The sequence below is a fragment of the Escherichia sp. WS33 genome (genome assembly GCF_046486385.1).
In the GTDB taxonomy this organism is placed as follows: Bacteria; Pseudomonadota; Gammaproteobacteria; order Enterobacterales; family Enterobacteriaceae; genus ECMA0423.
The window spans coordinates 1-6,247 of record NZ_JBJQLJ010000059.1 but is presented as its reverse complement, the minus strand read 5'-3'; the positions used below and the strand labels follow the sequence as shown (position 1 = coordinate 6,247).

Here is a 6,247-nt window from a genome sequence, read left to right as displayed (position 1 = left end):
GGTGGTTTCTCAGGAGATCAGCACGGCAGACGAAGGGGATGGTGGTCAGGTTGTGGTGATTGGCCGCTGATGCAAAATGTTTTATGTGAAACCGCCTGCGGGCGGTTTTGTCGTTTATGGAGCGTGAGGAATGGGTAAAGGCAGCAGTAAGGGGCATACCCTGCGCGAAGCGAAGGACAACCTGAAATCCACGCAGTTACTGAGTGTGATCGATGCCATCAGCGAAGGGCCGATTGAAGGTCCGGTGGATGGATTAAAAAGCGTGCTGCTGAACAGTACGCCGGTGCTGGACAGTGAAGGGAATACCAACATCGCCGGTGTCACGGTGGTATTCCGGGCAGGTGAGCAGGAGCAGACACCGCCGGAGGGTTTTGAATCATCAGGTTCCGAGACGGTACTGGGTACGGAAGTGAAATACGACACGCCGATCACCCGGACCATCACGTCTGCAAATATCGACCGTCTGCGCTTTACCTTCGGTGTGCAGGCACTGGTGGAAACCACCTCAAAGGGAGACAGGAATCCGTCGGAAGTTCGCCTGCTGGTTCAGATACAGCGTAACGGTGGCTGGGTGACGGAAAAAGACATCACCATTAAGGGCAAAACCACCTCGCAGTATCTGGCCTCGGTGGTGGTGGATAACCTGCCTCCGCGCCCGTTCAATATCCGGATGCGCAGGATGACACCGGACAGCACCACAGACCAGCTGCAGAACAAAACGCTCTGGTCGTCATACACCGAAATCATCGATGTGAAACAGTGCTACCCGAACACGGCACTGGTCGGCGTGCAGGTGGATTCGGAGCAGTTCGGCAGCCAGCAGGTGAGCCGTAATTATCATCTTCGCGGGCGCATTCTGCAGGTGCCGTCGAATTATAACCCGCAGACGCGGCAATACAGCGGTATCTGGGACGGAACGTTTAAACCGGCATACAGCAACAACATGGCCTGGTGTCTGTGGGATATGCTGACCCATCCACGCTACGGCATGGGGAAACGTCTTGGTGCGGCGGATGTGGATAAATGGGCGCTGTATGTCATCGGCCAGAATTGCGACCAGTCGGTGCCGGACGGCTTTGGCGGCACGGAGCCGCGCATCACCTGTAATGCCTGGCTGACCACACAGCGTAAGGCGTGGGATGTGCTCAGTGATTTCTGCTCGGCGATGCGCTGTATGCCGGTATGGAACGGGCAGACGCTGACGTTCGTGCAGGACCGGCCGTCGGATAAGGTGTGGACCTATAACCGCAGTAATGTGGTGATGCCGGATGATGGCGCGCCGTTCCGCTACAGTTTCAGCGCCCTGAAGGACCGCCATAATGCCGTTGAGGTGAACTGGATTGACCCGAACAACGGCTGGGAGACGGCGACAGAGCTTGTTGAAGATACGCAGGCCATTGCCCGTTATGGTCGTAATGTCACGAAGATGGATGCCTTTGGCTGTACCAGCCGGGGGCAGGCACACCGCGCCGGGCTGTGGCTGATTAAAACGGAGCTGCTGGAAACGCAGACCGTGGATTTCAGCGTCGGCGCAGAAGGGCTTCGCCATGTACCGGGCGATGTTATTGAAATCTGTGATGATGACTATGCCGGTATCAGCACCGGTGGTCGTGTGCTGGCGGTGAACAGCCTGACCCGGACGCTGACGCTCGACCGTGAAATCACGCTGCCATTCTCCGGTACCACGCTGATAAGCCTGGTTGACGGAAGTGGCAATCCGGTCAGCGTGGAGGTTCAGTCCGTCACCGACGGCGTGAAGGTGAAAGTGAGCCGTGTTCCTGACGGTGTTGCTGAATACAGCGTATGGGGGCTGAAGCTGCCGAGGCTGCGCCAGCGACTGTTCCGCTGCGTGAGTATCCGTGAGAACGACGACGGCACGTATGCCATCACCGCCGTGCAGCATGTGCCGGAAAAAGAGGTCATCGTGGATAACGGGGCGCACTTTGACGGCGACCAGAGCGGCACGGTAAATGGTGTCACGCCGCCAGCGGTGCAGCACCTGACCGCCGAAGTCACCGCAGACAGCGGGGAATATCAGGTGCTGGCGCGCTGGGACACGCCGAAGGTGGTGAAGGGCGTGAACTTCCTGCTCCGTCTGACCGTAACAGCGGATGACGGCAGTGAGCGGCTGGTCAGTACGGCCCGGACGACGGAAACCACATATCGCTTCAGGCAGCTGGCGCTGGGGCGTTACACGCTGACAGTCCGGGCGGTAAATGCGTGGGGACAGCAGGGCGATCCGGCATCGGTATCGTTCCGGATTGCCGCCCCGGCAGCGCCGTCGCGGATTGAGCTGACGCCGGGCTATTTTCAGATAACCGCCACGCCGCATCTTGCGGTTTATGATCCGACGGTACAGTTTGAGTTCTGGTTCTCGGAAAAGCGGATTGCGGATATCAGGCAGGTTGAAACCACAGCCCGCTATCTTGGTACGGCGCTGTACTGGATAGCCGCCAGTATCAATATCAAACCGGGCCATGATTATTACTTTTATATCCGCAGTGTGAACACCGTAGGCAAATCGGCATTTGTGGAGGCCGTCGGTCGGGCGAGCGATGATGCGGAAGGTTACCTGGATTTTTTCAAAGGGCAGATAACCGAATCCCATCTCGGCAAGGAGCTGCTGGAAAAAGTCGACCTGACGGAGGATAACGCCAGCAAACTGGATGAGTTTTCGAAAGAGTGGAAGGACGCCAACGATAAGTGGAATGCCATGTGGGGCGTCAAAATTGAGCAGACCAAAGACGGCAAACATTATGTCGCGGGACTTGGCCTCAGCATGGAGGACACGGAGGAAGGCAAACTGAGCCAGTTTCTGGTTGCCGCCAATCGTATCGCGTTTATTGACCCGGCAAACGGGAATGAAACGCCGATGTTTGTGGCGCAGGGCAACCAGATATTCATGAACGACGTGTTCCTGAAACGCCTGACGGCCCCCACCATTACCAGTGGTGGAAATCCACCGGTATTTTCCCTGACACCGGACGGAAAGCTGACCGCTAAAAATGCGGATATCAGTGGCAGTGTGAATGCGAACTCCGGGACGCTCAACAACGTCACGATAAATGAAAACTGTACGATTAAGGGCATGCTGGAGGCGAATCAGGTCAGAGGTGATTTTGTTAAAACAGTATCCAAATCATTCCCGAAAAAGGCTGGTACGTGGGGTAACACGGAAACACCAGACGGGACGGTTACAGTCACCATCAGCGATGATCATAACTTTGACCGTCAAATCATTATTCCGCCCATTATCTTTAACGGTATAGCGTATGACGATCCGGGAAGTGGTGATAACCCGGGAGGTACAAGGTACACGGGGTATGGTTTTGAAGTTCGCAAAAACGGCGTATTAATCGCATCCAGAGAAACTAAAGGGGCCATTCCCGGTAGTTACAGTGCGGTTATTGATATGCCGAGTGGCAGGGGAAGCGTCACTCTGGAGTTTAAGATTTTCCAGAAAGGCAATCAGGGGGCAGGCAATATCACCGACTGTACGGTGATTGTGACCAAAAAGGCTGCTTCCGGCATCAGTATTCGTTGAAATTGTTATAACCCCAATAAAGGGCGTCAGGAATGACGCCTTTTTTATTGCAGAAAAGCGAGAGGTAATTATGCGTAAAGTTTGTGCAGCCATTTTGTCCGCAGCCATCTGTCTGGTCGTATCCGGTGCGCCTGCATGGGCGTCTGAACATCAGTCCACGCTGAGCGCGGGGTATCTTCATGCCTCGGCGAACGTTCCCGGCAGCGATGATCTTAACGGGATTAACGTGAAATACCGTTATGAGTTTACGGACACGCTGGGGATGGTGACGTCATTCAGCTATGCAGAAGACAAGAATCGCCAGCTGACTCATTACAGCGATACCCGCTGGCATGAAGATTCCGTGCGTAACCGCTGGTTCAGCGTGATGGCGGGGCCGTCTGTGCGCGTGAATGAATGGTTCAGCGCGTATGCGATGGCGGGTGTGGCTTACAGCCGTATTTCGACTTTCTCCGGGGATTATCTCCGCGTAACTGACAACAAGGGGAAAACGCACGAAGTGCTGACCGGAAGTGATGACGGTCGCCGCAGCAACACGTCTCTGGCGTGGGGGGCTGGCGTGCAGTTTAACCCGACCGAATCCGTGGCCATTGATATTGCTTATGAAGGCTCCGGCAGTGGCGACTGGCGCACTGACGGTTTCATCGTGGGTGTCGGTTATAAATTCTGATTAGCCAGGTAACACAGTGTTATGACAGCCCGCCGGTTCAGGCGGGCTTTTTTGTGGGGTGAATATGGCAGTAAAAATTTCAGGTGTACTGAAAGACGGTGCAGGTAAACCGGTACAGAACTGCACAATCCAGCTGAAAGCAAAACGTAACAGCACCACGGTGGTGGTGAACACGGTGGCATCTGAAAATCCGGATGAAGCCGGGCGTTACAGCATGGACGTTGAGTACGGTCAGTACAGCGTTATTCTGTTGGTGGAAGGCTTCCCGCCATCGCATGCCGGGATCATCACCGTGTATGAAGACTCACAACCGGGTACGCTGAATGATTTTCTCGGTGCCATGACGGAGGATGATGCCCGTCCGGAGGCTCTGCGCCGTTTTGAACTGATGGTGGAAGAGGTGGCGCGTAACGCGTCCGTGGTGGCACAGAACACGGCAGCCGCGAAGAAGTCAGCCAGTGATGCCAGCACATCAGCCCGTGAGGCGGCAACCCATGCGACTGATGCTGCAGGCTCAGCACGCGCAGCCAGCACGTCAGCCGGACAGGCCGCGTCGTCGGCTCAGTCAGCGTCTTCCAGCGCAGGAACGGCATCAACAAAGGCCAGTGAAGCATCGAAAAGTGCTGCTGCTGCAGAGTCCTCAAAAAGCGCGGCAGCTACCAGTGCCAGTGCCGCGAAAACGTCAGAAACGAATGCGGCAGCGTCACAAAAATCTGCAGCCACTTCTGCATCCGCAGCGACCACAAAGGCGTCAGAAGCTGCCACCTCAGCCCGGGATGCGTCGGCCTCAAAAGAGGCAGCGAAATCATCAGAAACGAACGCATCATCAAGTGCCAGTAGTGCAGCTTCCTCGGCAACGGCGGCAGGAAATTCCGCGAAGGCCGCAAAAACGTCTGAGACGAATGCAGATAACAGCGCACAGGCGGCAGCAGACTCACAAACTGCATCAGCAAACTCCGCGACAGCAGCCAAAAAATCAGAAACCAACGCGAAAAATAGCGAGGCAGCAGCAAAGAGCAGCGAAACCAACGCTAAAGCCAGCGAAACTAATGCTAAATCCAGTGAAACAAACGCGGCGAAATCGGCAGCGGACGCACTTAATTATCGCAACCAGGCGCAAGGGATTGTAGGCACCAGCATCGGCCTCGGGGCATCACCGCGTGATTGTCCTGATATTTCCGGCAACCCATCAGGGTATATCGGATTTATGCGCATTATGAGTAATGCAAAAGGCTTTCCATCGATTGCATCCGGTGAAAGCAGTCTTACGGGGTTTATTAGTCAGGTAGATGGAACACCAGCGTATACAGGTGTTTTTCAGGGATGGGCTACGCGCTCGCTTTATACTTATCGCTGGAATCCGACAACAGGCCCGCAATGGACACGCCACGCTCGCAAAAATGAAGTGGACCGTCTTGACCAATGGAATAGCGAAACATGGTTATATAACCATGATAAATCCATGCGCCTGGGTTTAACCGGATCAACATGGGGGTGTTACAGCGACACACAAAAAAAATGGATACCGCTTGATGTTTCTCATGGTGGTACTGGTGCGGCAACTATTGATGGTGCCAGAACTAATCTTGGATTAGGCAGGGATAATAGCCCTCAACTTAACAGTCTATTTCTTGATAGATATAGTGATTCTACTGGCGCATACACTACTGGCGGAATGCTCCATACGAGGCTGTTAGCAAATGACAACACTGTGCGCCTTGCCGCTGATATGTATGTTCAGACTTTTCCAAATGAGCAAGGTCGATTAACAATAAGGTTTACATACGGTGGTTCAACTGGTGCTACAAAATATCTAGACCTTAACTCAGAAGGTAATTTAATTGTAGATAGTGCGATACTGAAATCAACGGTCGAAAAACCTTTACAAATAAATAGTGCTAACCCGGCAATAAGATTTAATGAAACAGATCGCCCGGCTAACACGCCTACTTATACTCTCATTGCTAATGCTGGCGACTGGTTTATTCAGAAACGCGATTATGATGATGCCGGAAGCGTTAGTAACGCAATTG

3 protein-coding genes are annotated in these 6,247 nt (G+C 54.0%); all 3 read left to right on the top strand.

The window, feature by feature from the left end; all coding sequences use genetic code 11:
• Positions 1–130: 130 nt before the first annotated feature.
• Complete coding sequence (locus ACJHXA_RS23380) at positions 131–3,544, top strand: host specificity protein J (RefSeq protein WP_283512376.1); 3,414 nt, start codon at positions 131–133, stop codon at positions 3,542–3,544.
• Positions 3,545–3,614: 70 nt separating this feature from the next.
• Entirely contained in the window at positions 3,615–4,214 is a 600-nt protein-coding gene (locus tag ACJHXA_RS23375; protein ID WP_172614077.1) for an Ail/Lom family outer membrane beta-barrel protein, read from the top strand.
• Positions 4,215–4,278: 64 nt separating this feature from the next.
• On the top strand, positions 4,279–6,247 hold a 1,969-nt coding region (locus ACJHXA_RS23370; RefSeq protein WP_283512375.1), incomplete at its 3' end, for a prophage tail fiber N-terminal domain-containing protein.

What these genes read in the sequence shown, in the direction of transcription:
- ACJHXA_RS23380 (WP_283512376.1), top strand. Translation starts at nt 131, where the DNA reads ATGGGTAAAGGCAGCAGTAAGGGGCATACCCTGCGCGAAGCGAAGGAC.
- ACJHXA_RS23375 (WP_172614077.1), top strand. Translation starts at nt 3,615, where the DNA reads ATGCGTAAAGTTTGTGCAGCCATTTTGTCCGCAGCCATCTGTCTGGTC.